12 protein-coding genes, 1 pseudogene and 1 riboswitch are annotated in these 19366 nt (G+C 72.3%); of the genes and pseudogenes, 6 read left to right on the forward strand and 7 right to left on the reverse strand.

Going from position 1 to position 19366, the window contains the following annotated elements; all coding sequences use genetic code 11:
• The first annotated feature begins 243 nt into the window (after positions 1 to 243).
• Positions 244 to 391: riboswitch (cyclic di-AMP (ydaO/yuaA leader) on the forward strand.
• 11 nt (positions 392 to 402) lie between these two features.
• The gene (locus tag ACWIHY_RS11755; protein WP_454375452.1) at positions 403 to 1497 is read left to right on the forward strand and encodes a M23 family metallopeptidase; all 1095 of its coding nucleotides are present in this window, start codon (positions 403 to 405) and stop codon (positions 1495 to 1497) included.
• A gap of 89 nt (positions 1498 to 1586) precedes the next feature.
• A pseudogene (locus ACWIHY_RS11760) lies at positions 1587 to 1739 on the forward strand (aldo/keto reductase); the annotation flags it as partial.
• A gap of 20 nt (positions 1740 to 1759) precedes the next feature.
• Here the strand turns inward: ACWIHY_RS11760 and ACWIHY_RS11765 are convergent.
• The 4 genes from ACWIHY_RS11765 to ACWIHY_RS11780 form a co-directional block, all read right to left on the reverse strand.
• Positions 1760 to 3163 (reverse strand): PrsW family intramembrane metalloprotease, encoded by a 1404-nt coding sequence (locus tag ACWIHY_RS11765; protein WP_454375453.1) that lies wholly within the window; start codon positions 3161 to 3163, stop codon positions 1760 to 1762.
• Between the two features lie 148 nt (positions 3164 to 3311).
• Entirely contained in the window at positions 3312 to 4106 is a 795-nt protein-coding gene (trmB, locus tag ACWIHY_RS11770; RefSeq protein ID WP_454375454.1) for a tRNA (guanosine(46)-N7)-methyltransferase TrmB, read from the reverse strand.
• Between the two features lie 360 nt (positions 4107 to 4466).
• Positions 4467 to 5675, reverse strand: coding sequence for an L-2-hydroxyglutarate oxidase (lhgO, locus tag ACWIHY_RS11775; RefSeq protein WP_454375455.1), 1209 nt, complete (start codon positions 5673 to 5675; stop codon positions 4467 to 4469).
• A 228-nt stretch (positions 5676 to 5903) separates the two neighbouring features.
• The gene (locus ACWIHY_RS11780; RefSeq protein WP_454375456.1) at positions 5904 to 7334 is read right to left on the reverse strand and encodes an MFS transporter; all 1431 of its coding nucleotides are present in this window, start codon (positions 7332 to 7334) and stop codon (positions 5904 to 5906) included.
• 623 nt (positions 7335 to 7957) lie between these two features.
• Between ACWIHY_RS11780 and ACWIHY_RS11785 the strand changes: the two genes are divergently transcribed.
• Positions 7958 to 10117 (forward strand): asparagine synthase-related protein, encoded by a 2160-nt coding sequence (locus tag ACWIHY_RS11785; protein ID WP_454375457.1) that lies wholly within the window; start codon positions 7958 to 7960, stop codon positions 10115 to 10117.
• A 181-nt stretch (positions 10118 to 10298) separates the two neighbouring features.
• Here ACWIHY_RS11785 and ACWIHY_RS11790 read toward each other — a convergent pair whose 3' ends face one another.
• Positions 10299 to 12287 carry a sigma-70 family RNA polymerase sigma factor gene (locus tag ACWIHY_RS11790; protein ID WP_454375458.1) on the reverse strand — a complete coding sequence of 663 codons (1989 nt, stop codon included), beginning with the start codon at positions 12285 to 12287 and terminating at the stop codon, positions 10299 to 10301.
• Positions 12288 to 12531: 244 nt separating this feature from the next.
• Positions 12532 to 13344, reverse strand: a complete 813-nt coding sequence (locus tag ACWIHY_RS11795) for a TetR/AcrR family transcriptional regulator (RefSeq protein ID WP_454375459.1) — start codon at positions 13342 to 13344, stop codon at positions 12532 to 12534.
• Positions 13345 to 13675: 331 nt separating this feature from the next.
• Here ACWIHY_RS11795 and ACWIHY_RS11800 point away from each other — a divergent pair, with 331 nt between their 5' ends.
• The gene (locus ACWIHY_RS11800; protein ID WP_454375460.1) at positions 13676 to 15016 is read left to right on the forward strand and encodes an NAD(P)/FAD-dependent oxidoreductase; all 1341 of its coding nucleotides are present in this window, start codon (positions 13676 to 13678) and stop codon (positions 15014 to 15016) included.
• Between the two features lie 186 nt (positions 15017 to 15202).
• Entirely contained in the window at positions 15203 to 16873 is a 1671-nt protein-coding gene (locus ACWIHY_RS11805) for an ATP-binding SpoIIE family protein phosphatase (protein WP_454375461.1), read from the forward strand.
• A 4-nt stretch (positions 16874 to 16877) separates the two neighbouring features.
• Here ACWIHY_RS11805 and ACWIHY_RS11810 read toward each other — a convergent pair whose 3' ends face one another.
• On the reverse strand, positions 16878 to 18158 hold the full coding sequence (locus ACWIHY_RS11810) for an MFS transporter (protein WP_454375484.1): 1281 nt from the start codon (positions 18156 to 18158) through the stop codon (positions 16878 to 16880).
• 137 nt (positions 18159 to 18295) lie between these two features.
• On the opposite strand from ACWIHY_RS11810, the gene ACWIHY_RS11815 reads away from it, so the two are divergent.
• Positions 18296 to 18853, forward strand: coding sequence for a MarR family winged helix-turn-helix transcriptional regulator (locus ACWIHY_RS11815; RefSeq protein ID WP_454375462.1), 558 nt, complete (start codon positions 18296 to 18298; stop codon positions 18851 to 18853).
• The last annotated feature ends 513 nt before the right edge of the window (positions 18854 to 19366 follow it).

Genomic DNA, 19366 nt, shown 5'->3' on the forward strand with positions numbered 1-19366 from the left:
GTGCGGAGACCGTCGCGACGCTGGGTAACCGCACGAGAGCCCTGCGCATAACAATTGACGAACCGTCATGGTGCGGATGTTTTCTGAGGGGTGGTCAACTCGTCCGACTGTGGTCGCTTGTGTCCCGATTGGTTCGGGCCAAGGTCCTTAACGATCAGTTGGAACAGCTTGGAAACCGGAGCCGGTGTCTATTAACGTTCGATAACGCAGCGCGGTCGTCCCAGTCGTCGCAAGAGACGGCACCGTGCGCACGCGCCGAATCCCGCAAGGGAACCGGGGAACCATGTTCCTTGGGGTGAATCGGGCCGCTTCGTACCCACGAAGAGGCCCGTAGGAGACCTTCCTGCTCCGAACCCGTCAGCTAACCCGGTAGGCGAGAAGGAAGGAAAGGAGCACGCCTCCGTGGCGTCCAACAGGCCTGCCCCCCAAGCCACCCTGCCCCCTTACGGGGCGCCCCACGACAGCGAGAGTCACGTCGCCGGGGAGGGGACCTGGGAAGAATGGAATCCGACTGAGGAATCCGTCCGGCCCGTACGCGGTCGTCACCGCGTCGCCAAGCAGCGCGGCGGTCTCGGCCGCAGCTCCACCGTTCTCGGCGTCGGCGTCATCGCCGCGGTCGGCGCGGGAGGCATCGCCACCGCGCAGGACAAGCCGGCAATCTCGATCTCCCTTCCCGACGCGATAACGGAATCCCTTCCCGACGCCAAGTCACTACCCGGTGTCGGGTCTTTGATGTCCGACGACGCGGAATCCGGCTCCGGGACGGGCGCCGCGAACGAAGCCGTCGTGGCCGCGGCCCCGCTCACCACCGCGGGCGTCACCACCGCCGACGCACGGCAGGGCACCACCGACGCGGGCGAGGCCCTGCGCGCCCGCATCCTCCAGCAGGCCGAGCAGCAGCAGGCCGCCGCCGACGCCGAGGTGAAGCTGGCCGCCGAGAAGGAGGCCGCCGAGAAGGCCTCCGCCGAGGCGAAGCAGCAGCAGACCGCGGCCGAGGCCAAGGCCGCCGAGGAGAAGCGCGAGGCCGAGGAGAAGAAGCGCGAGGCGGAGGAAGAAGCCGCGCGCAAGGCCGAGGAGGAGCGGCTGGCCAAGCTGGCCGCCAGCTACTCGCTGCCCACCTCGTCGTACACGCTCACCTCCACCTACGGCCAGTCCGGCTCGATGTGGTCCTCCGGCCAGCACACCGGTCTCGACTTCGCCGCCCCGACGGGCACGCCGGTCAAGGCCGTGCACGGCGGCACGATCAAGTCCGCGGGCTGGTCGGGTTCGTACGGCTACCGCATCGTCCTGGAGCTCTCGGACGGCACGGAGGTCTGGTACTGCCACCTCTCCTCGATGACCGTCACGTCCGGCGAGGTCGGTACGGGCGACGTCATCGGACGTGTGGGCGCCACCGGCAATGTCACCGGTCCGCACCTGCACCTCGAAGTGCACACGCCCGACGGCGCCGGCGTCGACCCCGCGGCCTGGCTGCGCGGCAAGGGCCTCACCGTCTGACGCTTTTCCCACAGTCCCCGGCAGTCCCGGCGCACGCCCCCCGCGCCCAGGGCTGCCGGTCTGTGTGTGCGGGGCGCTGTGCGTGCCGGACCGTGGCGCTGGCGTGGCTGGCGGCGCAGCCGACGGTCGCGGCGCCGATCACGAGCGCGCGGACGGTGGAACAGCTGCCTGCGCTGCTGGCGGTGGCGGATCTGGAGCTGGCGGAGGCGGAGCTGGCGGCACTGACGGCGGCGTCCGCCTGACCTCGGACCGGCCGCAGCGGTTACTGCTGCCGGTACGGGTTGTACGCGGCGCAGGCCTGGTGCGGGGGCGGTCCGTACCCGTACGGCGGCCAGGGCGGCTGCTGCCACGGCGGCGGCTGCCAGGGCGGTGGGGTCCGCACCCGGCCCGTCGCCCGCGCCGCGTACTCCAGGGCCGGCCCGGCGACCTCCCTGCGCTGCCACAGGTGGTGGAGCAGCTCCTGCTCGCGTGCCGTGAAGTCCGGGCCCGGTGCGCCGCGGTGGGCGCGGTGGCGCAGGAAGGCCAGGGACGTGGCGAAGGCCTCGTACTCGGCGACGGCACGGGCGGCGGCCCGTCCTCCGGCCCGTCCTCCGTACGCACGCGCCGCCGCGCCCCGCGCCAGCGAGCGGGCCCGCATCGAGGAGAGCGCGAGCGGTTCGGCGGGCAGTAGCCAGCCGGCGGCGGCATAGGCGGGCAGTTCGGCGGCTATCGTGCCCAGCTCGCGCTGGCGCGTCCAGACCACCAGCCAGGTGAGCATCGCGAAGGCGGGGACCATGAACGCGGCGTACACCGCGTAGAAGCCGTACTGACCGAAGGCCGACGAGCCGTTCCACAGGGCGTGCACGCCCATCGCGAGCGCCAGGCCGAGCAGCGGCAGCGCGATACGCCGCCACCTGCCACGGCGCGGCGGGGCGAGCGCGGCCAGCCCGAAGCCGATGCCCGTCAGCACCGTGAACAGCGGGTGCGCGAACGGGGACATCACTATGCGGACGAAGAAGGTCGCGGCGGTCACCGACGCGAGGCCGGAGGCGCCCGCTTCCTGGTCCTCGCCGAAGGCGTTGCCGAGATAGAGGATGTTCTCGGTGAAGGCGAAGCCGGTCGCCGTGAACCCGGCCACGACCACCCCGTCGACGATCCCGGTGAAGTCCCGTCTGCGGAAGAGGAAGATCAGCAGCAGGGCCGCCGCCTTCGCGCTCTCCTCGACGACCGGGGCTATCACCGTCGCGCCGAGGGATTCGGCCCCCGCCGGATCGGCGGTGGCCGTGGCTATCCAGCGGGTCGCGAAGCTGTTCGCGATGATCGCGACGAGTGCGGCGGCGAACGCGCCCCAGGCGAAGGCGAAGACGAGGTTCCGCCAGGGTTCGGGCTCCACCCGGTCCAGCCACCGGAACGCCGAGGCCAGCAGCGGCACCGGCAACACCGCGAGCCCCAGCCCGACCAGGAAGCCGTGCGTGCCGGTCTGGTCCCGGACGATCGCCAGGATCACCAGGCCGCACAGGGCGAGGGCCGTGATCACCGCGCCCGCGCGCACCGCCCTGGTGCGCCACCAGGCGTGGCGTGGCTTGTAGCGCCAGTGCGCAGGCGGCGGTACGGCGGTGAACTGCGGCTGCCGCTCACAGTCCGGGACCGCCGGGTGCTGCCGGGGGTGCGGAGGCGTCTCGTACACCCGTCGACCCTAACGAGAGCCACTGACACCGGCGATGGTGCGTGCGGGCTCCGCCGGGTGCCGGGCGGGCGCCGACCGGGTCGGGGCCAGGGGCCCGGCGGGTCGGGGCCAGGTCCTTGCCAGGTCCTTGCCGGGGCCTCCCCGGGCTCTACCGGCGGCGGAAGAGCAGGTCGTGCACGACATGGCCCTTGTCGAGGCCCTGCCCCTCGAAGCGGGTGAGCGGCCGGAACGCGGGCCTGGGCGCGTAGCCGCCGTCCGGCACGGTGTTCTCGAAGTCGGGGTGCGCGCTGAGCACTTCCAGCATCTGCTCGGCGTACGACTCCCAGTCGGTCGCGCAGTGCACGATCGCGCCGGGCGCGAGGCGGGGCGCGACCAGGTCGAGGAACTCGGGCTGGATGAGGCGCCGCTTGTGGTGACGCTTCTTCGGCCACGGGTCGGGGAAGTAGACGCGCAGGCCGGCGAGGGAGGCGGCCGGCAGCATCTCGCGGACCAGGATGATCGCGTCGCCGTTCGCTACGCGGACGTTGCTGAGACCGGCGCGTTCGGCGAGACCGAGCAGGTTGCCCTGGCCGGGTGTGTGTACGTCGACGGCCAGGATGCCCGTGCCCGGGTCCCCGGCGGCCATCTGCGCGGTGGCCTCGCCCATCCCGAAGCCGATCTCCAGTACGACGGGCAGGCCGTGGCCGCCGAAGAGCTCGTCGAGGTCGAGTACGCGCCGGCCGTCGATGTCGAGCCCCCACTGGGGCCACAGCCGCTCCAGCGCCTCGGCCTGCCCCGTGGTCACGCGGCTGCGGCGCGGCTGGAAGCTGCGGATCCGTCGCTCGTGGTGCGACCCGGCGGGGTCGGGCGCGGGACCGCCGGGGAAGCGGGGCTCGCCCTTGGCGCGGTGGAAGGGGGAGACATGGAGGGCGGCGTCGGGCTGGACGCGGGAGGACTCAGACACAATGACCCGATTCTACGCCGGGACACGACGCGGCCCTGTGGAGCTTTCCCCGCCCCACCCTGCCCCGCCCCACGCCTTCCCCAATCGGGGGCAGGCCCCCGGCCCCGGAGCCCACGATCGTTGTCCTCAGCGCCGGACGGGCAAGGCCCCCTCGGGGCTGAACCCGACCTCCCGAAGCGAAGCGGCTCGCGTCGGGCGGACGGGCCGTCCGTAACCGCGCATCCCTCCGTCGCTGCTTCGGCGCTGTGCCGCGCGGCGCCCGTCCGCCCCGTGCCCGGGGATCGCCCCATACGTTGGCCGCCCCCCCACTCGCGGGGCGTCACCGCGCGTCCCCCGGCATCCCCCCGGACGCCGCACCCCCTACGCCGTCGCCCCCAAAGCCTCCAGCGCCCGCCGGGCCACTCGTCTCCCGATCGGCAGTGACGCCGTCGCCGCGGGGGACGGGGCGTTCAGGACGTGGATCGTGCGGGGGGACTCCTGGATCAGGAAGTCGTCGACCAGCGTCCCGTCCCGCAGCACTGCCTGCGCCCGCACCCCCGCCGGCGCCGGGCGCAGGTCCGCCTCCGTCACCTCCGGCAGCAGGCGCCGCACCGCGTCGGTGAACGCCCGCTTCGACATCGAGCGGTGCAGCTCCCCCGCCCCGTACCGCCAGTGCCGCCGGGCTATCCGCCAGGATCCCGGCCAGGCGAGCGTGTCCGCCAGTTCCCGGGGCCGGATCGCGGACCACCCGTACCCCTCCCGCGCCAGCGCGGGCACCGCGTTCGGCCCGACGTGCACGCCGCCGTGGACGCCCCGCGTGAGGTGCACCCCGAGGAAGGGGAACGCCGGGTCGGGCACCGGATAGACCAGGCCGCGCACCAGCTCCGGGCGCGCCAGGTCGAAGTACTCACCCCGGAAGGGCACGATCCGCATGCCGGGGTCGTCGCCCGCCAGCCGCGCCACCCGGTCGCAGTGCAGACCCGCGCAGTTGACCAGGACTCGCGCCCGCACCACCGCCCCGTCCGCCGTGCGCACGGCCACACCCCACGGCCGCCGGTCGACGGCCGTCACCTCCGCGCCGTACCGGATCTCCGCGCCCGACGCGCCCAGGCTCTCCGCGAGCTGCCCCGCGACCGCCCCGAAGTCGCAGACGCCGGTCGTGGCGACCTGGATCGCGGCCAGGCCCCGCACATTCGGCTCGTACTCCGCGATCTGGGCGGGTCCGAGCTCCCGCACCGGAATGCCGTTCTCGCGACCGCGCTGCACCAGCGCGTGCAGCCGCGGCAGCTCCTCCCGCCCGGTCGCGACGATCAGCTTGCCGGTGACCTCGTGCGCGATGCCGTGCTCCGCGCAGAACTTGATCATCTCCGCCGCACCGCGCACCGCGTACTTCGCCTTGAGCGACCCCGGCCGGTAGTAGATGCCGCTGTGGATCACGCCGCTGTTGCGCCCGGTCTGGTGCAGGGCGGGGCCCCGCTCCTTCTCCAGCACCGTCACGCGCGTGCCGGGCGCGGAGCGCGTGATGGCGTACGCCGCCGAGAGGCCGACGATCCCCGCACCGATCACGAGCACATCGCAGTCGTACGGCATCGCTGTTCACCTCCGACCGCGGCCATGTCCGTGTACGTGTGCGTGTCCTCCGGGAAGGCGCCCTGACAGCGCCCCGGACTCCCGATGATGCACTGACCCACTGACAACGCCTTCAAACCACGGGAGAGGACCCCTGAGCCGACCCTTGCGCCGACTGCCGCGCCGACCTCTGCGTCGCTCCCGCGCCGACCTCTGCGCCGACCGCCGGGCCGGCTCCGGGGCCGCCCCCTACGCCGGCGCCACCAGCAGCGGCCGCGCCCGCTCCCGCAGCTCCGCGACCCGCGGCTCGTCGCCGTACGGCTCCAGCCGGTGCAGCAGATCCCGTACGTACTCCGTCGTCCGCGCCGACGAGATCCGCCCCGCGACCTCCACCGCCCGCGTCCCCGCCGCGCAGGCCGCGTCCAGGTTCCCGGACTCCAGCTCCGCGACCGCCGACACCACCAGCCGCAGGCCGTGCGAGCGTACGAACTCCTCCGTCGGCCGGGACAGCGCCTGCTCGGTGAACCTGCGCACCTGCCGCGGCGCCTTCAGATCGCGGTAGCACTCCGCCGCGTCGGCCGCGAACCTGTCGTACGAGTAGAAGCCCAGCCAGGTCGGATCGGGGTCGCCCTCCCGCGCCCGCTCCAGCCACCCCTCCGCCGCCTTCAGCGCGCCCCCGGCCGCCTGCGCGTCGCCCGCCTTCGCGTGCGCCCGCGCCTCCACCAGCCGGAAGAAGCTCATGGTGCGGGCGGTGGCCAGACCCCTGTTCCGCTCCAGCGCCGCCTGCGCCAGGTCGACCCCCTCGTCGGCGAAGCCGCGGTAGGTCGCCTGGAGCGACATGGACGCCAGGATGTACCCGCCGAGCGGCACGTCGGCCGCCGCGCGGGCGAGCCGCAACGCCTGGATGTAGTACCGCTGGGCGGCCTCCTGCTGCCCGGTGTCGAAGGCCATCCACCCGGCCAGCCGCGTCAGTTCGGACGTCGCGCCGAAGAGCGAGCGGCCGACGTCGTCGCTGTACGAGCCGAGGAGCAGCGGCGCCGCGTCAACCCGTAAGCACTCCGGGACCATCGACGAACGCCAGTCCCCACCGCCGTACTTGGAGTCCCAGCGCCGCGCGTCCTCGGCCGCCTCCCGCAGCTTGGCCACGTCCGCGTGCCCCACCCGCAGCGGCGTCGCATCGGTCGCCGACTCGTCGGCCGCGGAGTCCCGCGCGACCGAGGAGTCGGCGGGTGTTATCAGCCACCGGGAGGCCGGTGTGGCGTACGCGCTGACCGCGAACGAACCGGCCAGGGACTGCCAGATGCCGCCGCTGCCCGCCCGCCGTCCGGCCAGATCCAGCCGGTACAGCTCGGTCGCCGACCGCACCGCCGCCGAAACGTCGCGCGGGAAGGCGAGACCGACCTCCGGCGCCGGGTCGGCGTCCGCCAGGCCGATCTCGTGCAGCGGCACGGGGCGGCCGAGCTTGGCGCCGATCGCGGCGGCGATCAGATGGGGCGCGGCGCCCTGCGGCACCATGCCCTTGGACACCCACCGCGCCACCGACGTCTTGTCGTAGCGAAGTGTCAGGCCGCGCTGCGACCCGAGATCATTGACCCGCCTCGCCAGGCCGGCATTGCTGATTCCCGCGAGGGCGAGAACCGTGCCGAGCTTTTCGTTCGGCCCGCGTTGCTCCCTGGACATTGCGCCACCCCTCGACACAGACGGCCGTCCGGCGGGGACATTCCCAGCCTTACTGCCCGCACAACCATGCGGCCAGCCCAGCCGGAATATGCGGACCGCGCAGGACATCAGTAAACCCAGCGTAGTTCGCCGCCTCCCGACCGTTAAGGGGCGGTGGTCCGTATGGCGAGATTCGTGTAGTTACACGAACGCCCGGGCTCCGCCCCGTGCTCCGTGTGTGTGGCCGTGCGCCCGCCCTGCGCTCTCGTCGGGCCGGTGCCGCGGCCGTTCCATGGGAGTTGCGTGGGTCGGCCCGCTGCACTGGATCCAGTGGGCTGGGGGACACCGCCGTCTTCATCCCCGCGGGCGGCGGACCGGTCCGGGAGGCGAACAGCGCCTCCCGGACTGTGCGTTCCCCGACGGATACCCGCGGTACCGCCGTGCTCGCAGAATGGCTGAATGGCGCCTGTCGCCCAAACCGGCCGAAGTCCTGTGCGCGGCGGGCGCATTGACTTGCCCGTACGCCTTCCGTAGCCCCTCCTGCGTGCCGTTGTCGTGGCAGCATGGTCCCGAAGCTACTTCTCGGATTTCTCGATGCTGCTTCGGTACGTGCGTTTGGTTGTCCACAGCCTGTGGAGGCGGCGATGCGGTGGTTGGTGGGGTGGAGCAGTGTCGCCGCCAGCTTCGGGACGGTGGGAGCGGTCGGCGCCATGCCCTCCTCGGCCCGTTCCTCCGTCCATTCGTCCTCCCCCTCCGACCATGAATCCCTCACCGTGCACCCCGTCGGCTCCCAGCTCCTGTGGGGCGATCCCGACCCCCTGTGGGCCGTCGGGGACTGGCGCCCCGACGAGGTCCGTACCCTCAGCGTCGACCCCTTCACCCGGATCGCCGTCCTCGGCTGCTGCGGCGCGTCCGACGAGGAACTGCGCGTCGGCCTCTTCGCGGCGCGCGGCGGCGCACTGCGGCACCTGACCGCGTGGTCCGGCAGTTACACCGCCGTCGTCCAGGTCGGCCGGCGCGTCACCGTGGTTGGTGACCTGGCAGGTGCGCGCCCCGTCTTCTACACGCCCTGGGCCAATGGCACCGCGTACGCCACCGCCGCGCTCCCGCTCGCCGACCTCATCGAGGCACAGCTCGACATCGGCCACCTCGCCGCGCTGCTCGCCTGCCCGGACGTGCCGGAGGCGCTGCGCGACGGTACGCCGTACGCCGGCGTACGGCGCATTCCGCCGGGGCACGCGCTCGTCCTGCGCGAGGGATCCCGGGAGATCACCGGGTACGAGCAGGTCGCCTCCCTCGCCGTCGCCGCGCCCCAACTCGACCCGGAGCGCGCCGTCGACGGCGTACGCGACGCCCTGGTCGAAGCCGTACGGGCCCGGCTCACCGCACCGCGCCACGCCCCCGAGACCGTGCCGCCCGACCCAGGGCCCGTCCCCGGCATGGGCCCCGCCGACCGCCGGGCCGCGCGCGGCGCACCCGTCCCCGGCATCGGCGCCGACCTCTCGGGCGGCAGCGCGTCGGCGACCCTGGCCCTCCTCGCGGCGGGCCTGCCGGGGCTGCCCGGGACCGTCCTCGGCCACGGCACCGGTGCGGGGGAGCGGCTCCTCGCTGTCACCTTCAACGATCTGACCGCCGAAGGGCCCGGCACCGAGGCCGAGCTGGCACGGGCCGGCGCGATCGCCGCCAACCCCCGCCTGCACCACGTCGTCGTAACCGCCGGAGAGGAAGCCCTGCCGTACGCCGACCTGGACAGCGGCCCGCTCACCGACGAGCCCGGGCCGTCCCTGGTCACCGCCGAGCGCCACCGCCGGCGCCTCGCCGCGGGCAGCGCCGACCACTTCACGGGGCACGGCGCCCGTCAGGTCCTGGACGCCCACCCGGCGCGGCTCGCCGACCTCCTGATGGACCGCAGACGCCGCGACCTGCTGCGCCCGGTCGCGGCCCTCGCCAAGGTCGAAGGGCCCTCCGCCCACTCGCTCTTCGTCCCGTTGACCGTCTACCGCGCCGCACGCCGGCTCGCCCGTACGCCGTACCGCGTGGGCATCGAGGAGGCGGCGGCCCGCCTCATGGACGGCCGTTTCGACGAGCCGGGCACCAGGGGCGCCGCCAACGGTCCCGCGTCCGCCCTCGACGCCTCACTCGCCGCCCTCGCCTGGACCAGGCCGGGCCCCGCGGCGCGCTGGCTGACGGGGGAGGCACTGGCTGAAGTATCGGTTCGCCTCCAGGCTTCGGCCGCCAGGCCCTCGTCGGTGCAGCGCCCGGGCGAGGCCCGCGCGCGGGCCGCCCTGGCCCGGGCGGCGGCCGACCACCGGGTCTTCGAGCAGGCCGCGGAAGTGCGGAGCCAGCGCCTCCACGCCCCGTTCCTCGACAACCAGGTCGTACGGGCGTCCCGCACCCTCCCCGAAGCACTGCGGGTCCAGCCGGGCGCCCGGGCAGCGATCCTGCGCGCCGTGCTGTCCGGGGCGGGCATCAAGGACCTCCCGCCGGGCTGGGGTGCCACGTCCCACGCTTCCTCGGCGACGGCGGCCCGGGCCGGACTGCGCGCGTCGGTGGGCGACTTGATCGCACTCTTCGACGCCCCGCTGCTGGCGGACGCGGGCCTGATCGAGGCCCGCGTCGTACGCAAAGCCCTGCGCGCGGCCGCCGAGGGTGAACCGGTCCCGCTGGACGGCCTGGCCGACCTGGTCTCCACGGAACTGTGGCTGCGCCGGCTGATCTCGCGCCGGGGAACCTGCTGGACGGGCACGGCGGCCCCCCGCCAACGCGCGGTGGCAGGCGGCGTGCCCCCACGCCGGGCTCTCTGACTCCGGGCGGACATCTGGATGTGCCCAGCCCGTCCGGCCTTCGAGGGCACGCCAGGACACGCCCGGAGGGCGCACGGGGTCCGGAACTGCCTCACGCGGCGGAGCCGCAAGTGCCACAGCCGGGAGGGGCCAGTAGGGGCTATTCCGCCGGAGGCGGGTCGTGCTCACGCCCCGCCCCCCACTACCCCCCGCAGCTGATCCGTGACTGCGCCCAGTCCGCCAGCACCATCGACTCGTGCGGATGATCCGGCTCCACGACGAGCCGGATCGTCTCCCGTCCCGAGATACCGGCGCGCACCGCCACAGCACCCCCACTGCCGCGCACCAACCCCGACCGCCACAGCAGTGAGCCGTCCCCGTAGAGCGAGAAGCGCGCCGCGCCGATCCCCATCGTCATGTCGTCGATGCCGACCAGGGCGTCATAGGTGGTGCACGCGCGGTTGAGGTCGATGGTGACGGACGACTTCGCGTGCGTGGTCACGCCGTTCCCGTACCGCACCCCGCCGATCGACATGCCGTAGCGCTGCCACAGCCAACTGCTCTCGCCCAGCCGCACTTCGGGCTCGGTGTGATCGCCGAACGTGCCGTAATCCAGCGTGTTCACCTGGTAGACGACCGGGGCGGGCGGCGGAGGAGGCGGCGTCGGCGCCGGGGGCGGCTTTGGGGGCGGCGTGGGCTTCGGAGTCGGGGTGGGCGGGGGCGGGGGCTTGGGCGCCGGCGGCTTCGGCGTGGGCTCCGCCTCGGCCGGTGTGGGCGAGGGCGTAGGAGTGGGGGTGGGCGTGGGGGACGGCCCCGCCGGAACCACCGGCGGCGGCTTGGGCGCGGGCGGCGCGGGCGGCTCCGGACTCGGCGGCCGCGGAACGGCCGGCTGCGACACCGGCGGCTTGGCCACCGGCTTCGCCTTGGGCTTCGCGTCCTCGCCCACCAGCGCGAACACCACCCCTGCCGCCACCGACACAGCCACCGCCGCACCGATCGCCACCTTGGCCGGGGCACCCATGGCCTCGCCCCCGGCGGCACCGGCCGCACCCCCGGCCGAACTCGAACCCCCGCCCGTCGCGGCAGCGGCGGCCCCCGCTCCGGCGGCTCCCGCCGCCCCCGCGGCACCACCCGCCACCAGCCCGGCGCCCTTGACCGCGTACCCGGCGGCGAACCAGCCGATGACCGCGACCGGAAGCAGCGCCGGAATCCCGGCGTTGACATCGCTCAGCTCACCGGCCGCCACCCGGCACTTCGAGCACTCCTCCAGATGCTTGCGCAGCCCCCGCTCGGCCCGCATCCGCAGCCCGCCCCTGGCATACGCGCCGAGCCGGTCGGCGTACCGCGCGCAGTCGCCGCCGGCCGTCAGCGCGGTGCTCACATGTGCCTGGAGGTACGCCTGCTTGAGGCCCTCCCGGGCCCGGCTCGCCAGCACCGCCGTGGCATTCGCGGTCAGCCCGAACAGCGGCGCGACATCGCTTGGCGACTCCTCCTCGACCGTGGTGTGCCAGAGCACGGCCTGCCAGCGCTCGGGCAGGCTGCGGAACGCCTGCATGGCGAGCGTCTGCTCGGCCTCGTGCATGGCCCTGACGTCGGCGCCCAGATCCAGGGTGTCGTCGTCCGACACCTCCACGGAACGGGTTGACTGCGTCGCGAAGACGGCGAAGTCCTCGACCAGGTGCTCACGCCGGGCGGTCGTCGCCCACGCCGCCGCCACCCGCCGCACCGTCGTGAGCAGGTACGCCCGTACGGCGTGCTCGGGTCCCGAGCCCCTGCGCACCGCCTGCAGCGTGCGCGCGAAGACCTCGGCCGTCAGGTCGTCGGCGGTGTGGGCGTCCCGGCAGCAGGTACGGGCGTACCGGCGGACGCCGTCGGAGTGCCGCCGGAACAACTCCTCGTACGCACCGTCGTCACCGCCGCGCACCCGCTGGATCAGCGCCACGTCGGCGCTCGGCGTCTGTGTGCCGGGGCCGCTGCGCTGCATGGGGACGCTCGCGTCGTCACCGTCCACGGCCGGCCACGGCCCCGGCAGCACGGTCCCGCCGTCCGTGTCCCCGTACCCGTCCTCGTACCCGCGTGCCTTGTTCTCCGCCCGGCCGGGTCCCGCCTGGCTCGGCACCTGTCGCGAAGGCAGCCCGTCGGACTCCATACCGACACGGTCGAGCGGGTCGTCGCGCCCCTCAACACCCATAGCGGAAGCCCCCGTAAGCACCCTCGGACCGGAGATACCGGCCAAGAATCCCACAGAGCGCACCACGGCCCATTGCTCCGACCGGGCAACCACTCATCCGGGGAGTTTTGCCGTATGCGAGCTCTACCGTTCACTCGAACGGGGAAGGTTCAACGGTTCCTGGAACCGGAAGGCCCGCCCGTCCGCCACCTGGCGAACAAGCGGGCCGACAGGTCGAACTCCCGCGAAAGTCCCACCTACGGGCCTACGCGGGCCTGGACCGCAGCCCCTCGATCAGGATGTCCAGCAGCCGGGCGGAAGCCGCCGCCTGCTGCGCCGCGTCCGGCAGCGAAGGCGCCGCCGTGGCTATCACCAGCAGCACGTCGGCCACCGTCACATCGCCACGCAGCTCACCGGCCGCACGCGCCCTGTCCACGAGCCGCCCCACGACCTCCAGCAGCTCCGCGGCACCCGCGTCGTCACTCCCCAGGCCGTCGGATCCGGCACCCGTGGGCCGCTGCCCGACCAGCCGCAGCTCCGGCGCCGCCGGCCCCGCAGCCGTCCCGGTCGCAGCCGGACCCGACGCCACCGGACGCACGGCCTGCCGCTGCTGCGGCACCCGTACCTCGTCCCGCACGTGCGGCGACTCGGCAGCGTCCGCGCCGTCCACGCCCACCCGCAGCACCTGCGGCGGCAGCAGCCGGCCCGCGCCGGACGCCACCGACGTACGCAGGAAGCGGGACAGCGCCGACCACGGCTCGTCCTCCTGGCCCAGGGCCGTACGCGCCTGATCGGTCAGCCGGGAGGTCTCCTCCTCGGCTATGCGGCGCACCAGTACGTCCTTGCTCGGGAAGCGGCGGTACACCGTCCCGACACCGACCCTGGCCCGTCGCGCCACGTCCTCCATCGGCGCCCCGTAGCCCAGCTCGCCGAATACCTCGCGAGCGGCCCGCAGTACATGCTCAAGATTGCGCTGTGCGTCCACACGCAGCGGCGCGGAGCGAGATCCGCCTGCCCCCGCGCGCCCGTGGCCGTCGGATGCGACGGCCGTCTGCCAATGTGAGTCCTGAATGTGCATCAGCGTTCCCCCGGTAATGATGTCTCCCCCCGGAGACTCCCCGCCCTGATAGTCGGCCGGGACCGCAGACCTGGCCGCCCCGACGAGATACGAACATAGTTGAGCGCGCGTGGATTCAGAAGGGGGTAGTTCCGCACGGAGCGCCCGCCCGATCGGAGTATCGACCGGAACCTTCCTGATTCGGCCACTGTCGACACCCCCTCCCCACTCGCTGACCTGCAAACCTTCCAGACCGAGCAGGAATTCCCGCAGCGTGCGGTACCCATGACCTCCGGTCACACAATTTGCCGGGCCTGTGGACAAAGTCCTTCGGCCGTTGCGTCATGGGACAGTGACAGAACCTGCGCGCATTCTCGTTGTCGGCGGCGGCTACGTCGGGATGTACACCGCGCTGCACCTCCAGCGGAAGCTGAGAAGCGGCGAGGCCGAGGTCATTGTGGTGACTCCTGATCCCTATATGACGTATCAGCCGTTCCTGCCCGAAGCGGCGGCCGGCTCCATCTCCCCGCGCCACGTCGTGGTCCCGCTCCGCCGTGTGCTGGACAAGTGCAAGATCGTCATCGGTGAGGCCAAGTCCATCGATCACGCCAAGCGCGTCGCGACCGTCACCACCCTCGCCACCGAGGAGGAGGGCACCGGCGGCATCGAGATCACGTACGACGAACTCGTCCTCGCGCCCGGTTCCGTCTCACGCACCCTCCCCATCCCCGGTCTCGCCGACTACGGCATCGGCTTCAAGACCGTCGAAGAGGCCATCGGCCTGCGCAATCACGTCATCGAGCAGATGGACATCGCGTCCGCCACCCGAGACCCGGCCGTCCGCGACGCCGCCCTCACCTTCGTCTTCGTCGGCGGCGGGTACGCCGGCGTGGAGGCGCTCGGCGAGCTGGAGGACATGGCCCGCTACGCCGCCCGCTACTACCACAACGTCAAGCCCCAGGACATGAAGTGGATCCTGGTCGAGGCCACGGGCCGCATCCTTCCCGAGGTCGGTGAGGAGATGGGCAAGTACGCGATCCGTGAGCTGCGCCGTCGCAATATCGACGTACGCCTGGAGACCCGCCTCGACTCCTGCGCGGACCGCGTCGCCGTCCTCAGCGACGGCTCGCGCTTCCCCACCCGCACCGTCGTATGGACCGCGGGCGTCAAGCCGCACCCCGTTCTCGCCGCGAGCGACCTGCCGCTGAACGAGCGCGGCCGCCTCACCGCCACCGCCAGGCTCACGATCGAAGGAACCGAGCACGCCTGGGCCGCCGGGGACGCCGCAGCCGTCCCCGACCTCACGGCGGACGAGAAGGGCAGGGAGTGCGCCCCCAACGCCCAGCACGCCGTCCGCCAGGCCAGGGTCCTCGCCGAGAACGTCCTGGCCGCCCTGCGCGGCGAACCGCTGAAGAACTACGAGCACAAGTACGCCGGTTCGGTCGCCTCGCTCGGTCTCCACAAGGGGGTCGCGCACGTCTACGGCCGCAAGCTCAAGGGCTATCCGGCCTGGCTGATGCACCGCACCTACCACCTCAGCCGGGTGCCGACCTTCAACCGCAAGGCCCGGGTCCTCGCCGAATGGACACTCGCCGGACTCTTCAAACGAGAGATCGTTTCGCTCGGCTCCCTGGAGCACCCGCGGGCAGAATTCGAACTGGCCGCGGGCGGTAAGCCCCCCAAGACCAAGTGACGGCTGTCAGTGCGGTCGGTCACACTGGGCGTGTGACCATAGGTTGGTTCACACCCGCTCAGAGTGACCCGCTGTAACCACACAGCAGCTCCCCCTCACAGCAACAGCAGCAACCAAGCAAGGACGGCGACCGCAGCGTCAGCGACGCCACACAACGCAACGCGACACCATGAGGCTTGAAAGTCAGTGAACTTCACGCGCTGGAGCGCCCGTCTCCCCGGAACGCAGCGCCGCGCCGCAGCGCGGACCGACCGCGGCTCCGTCCCGGCGGCCCGCGTTGAGTACGGTCGGCAGTCCGAGCACGGACCCGACGCCCCGGACGCGTCCGGTGACGACCCCCTGCACTCGCCGGACCCCCTGACCGACCTGTCCGTCCGCGAGATCCTCGGTCGGCTCCCCGCCCTCGTCGCCCTGGTGTACGGCCCGGAGCACCGCGTCGCGTACGTCAACGACGCCTACGCCGCCGCCTTCGGCCCCCGCGAGACCGGCACCCCCGCCGCCGTCGCACTCCCCGAGCTGGACGAGCTGGGCCTGCTCCCGCTCCTGGACCAGGTCCTGCGCAGCGGCACGCCCCGTACGGTCAAGTCCCGCAAGGTGCCCAAGGGCGGCTCGTACACCATCACCTGCACGCCCATCGAGATCCCGGGCGGCGCGGGAGCGGGTGATGGCGGCGTCCTCGTGTTCGCCGCCGACGTCACCGACCACGCCGAGGCGGCCGAGCGCCTGCGCGCCAGCGAGCGCCGCCTGCGCGAGACGGCCGTAACCCTCCAGCGCTCGCTCCTCCCGCAGGAGCTGGAACAACCCGACGACCTGCGCATCGCCGCCACCTACCAGCCGGGCGGCACGGACGCGGCGGTCGGCGGCGACTGGTACGACGTCATCACCCTCGGCGCCGGCCGTACAGCCCTGGTCATCGGTGACGTCATGGGCCGCGGCGTGCGCGCCGCCGCCGTCATGGGCCAGCTCCGCACGGCGGTCCGCGCGTACGCCCGCCTCGACCTCCCGCCCCACGAGGTCCTTCAACTCCTCGACGGCCTCGCCGCCGAAATCGACGCCAACCAGATCGCCACCTGCGCGTACGCCGTCCACGACCCCAACGAGGGCCGTCTCGTCTACGCGTCCGCCGGTCACCTCCCGATCCTCGTCCGCGACGAGGACGGCGCGGTCCGCCGCGCCGAGGACCACACGGGCCCCCCGCTCGGCACCGGCGGCTGGATGCACACCTCGGGCACGATCGCCCTCCCTCCCGGCTCCACGGCTGTCCTCTATACGGACGGTCTCGTCGAGCGCCGCCGCGAGGACATCGACGAGGGCGTGGCAGCCCTGGAGCGCGCCCTGTCCGGCGCCACCGGCACGCCGCAGGTCGTCTGCGACCGCCTGATCCGCGCGCTGGGCGTCACCGCCGACCACGACGACGACGTGGCGGTACTGGTCCTCCAGCACCCCACGCGCACGGGCGCGAACGCGGAGCTCTTCCACAACGCGGCGCTGGACCTGCTCGGCGGCGTCGAGGCGGCCCCGCGGGCCCGCGCTTTCGCCACCGGAGTGCTCGCCTCCTGGCGCTTCCCGGTGGAGCTGTGCGACCTGGGCGTCCTGGCGGCGAGCGAGCTGGTGGCGAACTCCCTCCAGCACGGCACGCCGCCGATGCGCCTTCGCCTTCGCCGTACCGACCGCCGCCTGATCATCGAGGTGACGGACGGCGACGACCACCTGCCGCGCCGCCGCCGCGCCGAACCGGCGGACGAGGCGGGCCGCGGCATCTCGATCGTCGCGACGATCGCCTCGTCCTGGGGCAGCCGCCGCACACCGGGCGGCGGCAAGGCCGTCTGGTGCGAATTCGCCCTGCCGACGTCCTGACGCCTCAGCCCGCCGGAGCGAGATCCTTCTTCGGCGCGCCCGAGGCGACGACCCGCGACTTGGCCGGCAGCGGCTTGTCCTGAGCCGGAGTCAGCTGCTTGCCGAGCCGCAGCGCCAGCACGCTGATGCCCAGCGAGAAGAGGACGAAGGTGAGGATGTACGGCGCGTGCAGCGACGCGCCCATTGGCCCGCCCACCGCCGGCCCGACAGCCAGCGCGAGCTGCTTGACCAGCGCGAAAGCCGAGTTGTACTGCCCGATCATCGACTCCGGCGCCAGATCGGCGACCAGCGGCGCGACGGTCGGCGAGAGCATCGCCTCGCCGAGCCCGAAGAGCGCGTACGTCGACACGAACGCCGCCGTGGCCATCGTCTGGCTGCCGTGCCCGAGCCCGGCGTAACCCGCCACGATCCACGCGACGGTCCAGATCAGCCCGACGAGCGCGATGACGCGTGAACGCCGGTGGCGCTCGACCAGCCGAAGCACCACGAACTGCGCGAGCACGATGACGGCGGTGTTCGCCGCCAGGGCGATCCCGAGCGTGGACGGCTGAATCCCGGCCGCCTCGGTGCCGTACGCCGCCAGGCCCGACTCGAACTGCCCGTAGCAGGCGAAGAACAGGACGAACCCGAGCCCGCACAGCTGCACCATCGCCCGGTGCTTGAGCAGCGCCCGCAGCCCGCCCTTGGGAGTGGCGTCGTCCTGCGGCATGGCGCCGGGGATGAGGGCGGCACGCGGCAGCCGGACGCTCGCACCGATTCCGGCGAGCACCAGGAACATCACGGCCTCGATGCTGAAGAGCAACAGGAAGCTGTCCGGCCGGCTCTCGTCGACGAGCTGGCCGCCGATGAGGCCACCGATGCCGAGGCCCAGGTTCGCGAGGAAGAACTGCATGGCGAAGGCCCGCGTACGGGTGGCGGGCGTGGAGCACCACACGATCATCGTGGCGAGCGCCGGCTGGACGACCGCCGTACCCGCGCCGAGCAGCGCCGCGGACAGCAGGACCATCGGCACGCTGCTCGCGAGCCCCATGCACAGTGAGCCGGCGGAAGCGATGACAGCGGCGGCGACCAGCACGGGCAGCGGTCCGCGCCGGTCGATGACGCGCCCGGTGAACGGCAGGACGAGGAGTGCGGCCACAGCAAAGACGGCGAGCACCACACCTGCTGTACTCGCGCCCAGATCCCGCACCTGGGCGACGTACACATACAGATACGGAACGGTGAATCCGATACCGAACGCACTCAGCGCGTTCCCCATCTGGATCCGGCGCATCGCGGCGCCCATAGCCCTGGTCACACTCACCTACCTCAAGGTTCGAAAGAGAAGAGCTGAAGGCTGAAGACTTCAACACTAAAGTTAGACCCTCAACAGTACACACCGAAGGACTTAACTGCCAACGGCTCCGTGTCATACTGCGCGGCATGCCTGAGACCCATGAGCCGCCCGGCCTCCAGGAGCCGAGCCTCGACGAACAGATCGCCGCCTATCAGCGCGAGTACGGCGACCTGGACCCGCAGGTCGAGAAGGTCGTCTCGGCCCTGGGCCGCCTGAACCGCCGCATGAACGTCGCGTACGGCCGACAGGTCGCCGCACTCGGCATCAGCAACACGGAGTGGGAAGTACTCAAGACCCTCGTGGTTTCCGGCGCCCCCTACCGCCTGGGCCCCGGCGAGCTGGCGAAGCGCCTCGGCCTCACCCCGGCCGCCATGACCCACCGCATCGACCGGATGGCAGCGGACGGTCTGGTCACCAGGGACCGCGACGAGAACAACCGCGTACGCGTGATCGTGGAGCTCACGGACGAGGGACGCGCCAAGTGGCTCGAGGCGATGCGGATGGCGTCGAGCTTCGAGGAGGACCTGCTCCAGGACCTCTCCGCCGACGAGCGAGGTTCGCTCGGCGAGATGCTGATCCGCCTGCTGCGCAGGGTCGAGGACGCCCAGCCGGACGCCGGCGGCCGCCTCACCGACCTGGACTGAGGGCCCCTCGTGGGCCCGGACTGGCGCGACCGAGGCGGGGGTTGACACGCCACCTGTCGATCTGTAAGGTTCTTCGAGTTGTCACGGAGCCGGAACGGTTCTGCGACAACCACTCGCCGCACACGCGGCAAACCCAAACTCTGCACGGTCTCCTACTCGGAGAGAATTTCGGCATGCCGGAATTCATTCGACAGGCTCGATTATGAGCCACCCGGGAAATCCGCTAGGGTTTGAGGCGTCGGAACGGCAGAACAGCCGCAAAGACAAAGCCCGCTGACTGGGAGTCAGGCCCGAAAGGATCTGATAGAGTCGGAACCGCCGGAAAGGGAAACGCGAAAGCGAAGAACTGGAAAGCGCCGAGGAAGTCGGACACGAAAGAGTCTGATAGAGTCGGAAACACGAAATACCGAACGAAAGCCCGGAGGAAAGCCCGCGAGGGTGAGTACAAAGGAAGCGTCCGTTCCTTGAGAACTCAACAGCGTGCCAAAAGTCAACGCCAGATATGTTGATACC

This window comes from Streptomyces sp. NPDC055287 (assembly GCF_053646035.1).